Below are 614 nucleotides of genomic sequence, written 5' to 3'. Positions count from 1 at the left end.
GTTTCACCGGTGGTGGGGTTGGTGCCGATGAGGTAGCCGGTGTGTTGGCCGATGTCGGCTGTCGTTGGGTCGCCGGTTACCGGGACGTCGATCTGGCCTTTGGCGGGGACGGTGACGGTGGGGGTGTTGAGGGTGAATGCGTTGTTGCCGGTGGTGGTGAGGTTGAGGGTGACGGGGGTGGTGCTGGTGTTGGTGAGGGTGACCGCCTTGGTGATGGGGGTGTCGGTGGGTTGGTGTGGCCAGTCGAAGTAGCCGAAGAACATTGAGCCGGTGGCCTGCACGGTCCTGTTTACCGCTGCCGCTACGTCCAGTCGGCCGGTGCCGACCTGGTAGGGGGTGTAGGTGTCGCTGAGAGCTTGGGTGCTGCTCGTCAGGGCGTTCTTGAGTTGGGTGTTGGTCCAGTTGGGGTGTTGTTGGGTGAGGATGGCGGCGGCTCCGGCGACGTGTGGGGCGGCCATGGAGGTGCCGTCTTTGCTGTGGTACATGCCGTCGCCGGTGCTGTGTTGGGAGCGGGCGGCGTTGATGGCGACGCCGGGTGCGGTGAGGTCAGGTTTGAGTGCGCCGGTGCGAGCGAGGGGTCCGGCGCTGGAGAACCTGGCGAGTTGGTCCTGTTT

The 614-nt window shown here is 65.3% G+C and carries 1 protein-coding gene; it reads right to left on the bottom strand.

Going from position 1 to position 614, the window contains the following annotated elements; translation table 11 throughout:
* Positions 1 to 614, bottom strand: a 614-nt coding sequence (locus tag H0524_RS25270) for a S8 family serine peptidase (RefSeq protein ID WP_304610800.1), incomplete at both ends; no start/stop codon positions are given.

Origin of the sequence: Salinispora sp. H7-4 (assembly GCF_013416675.1) — a bacterium.
GTDB classification, from domain to species: domain Bacteria; phylum Actinomycetota; class Actinomycetes; order Mycobacteriales; family Micromonosporaceae; genus Micromonospora; species Micromonospora vitiensis.
Note: the sequence above shows the minus strand (reverse complement) of the source record. Positions and strands in the feature narration are given on the sequence as shown.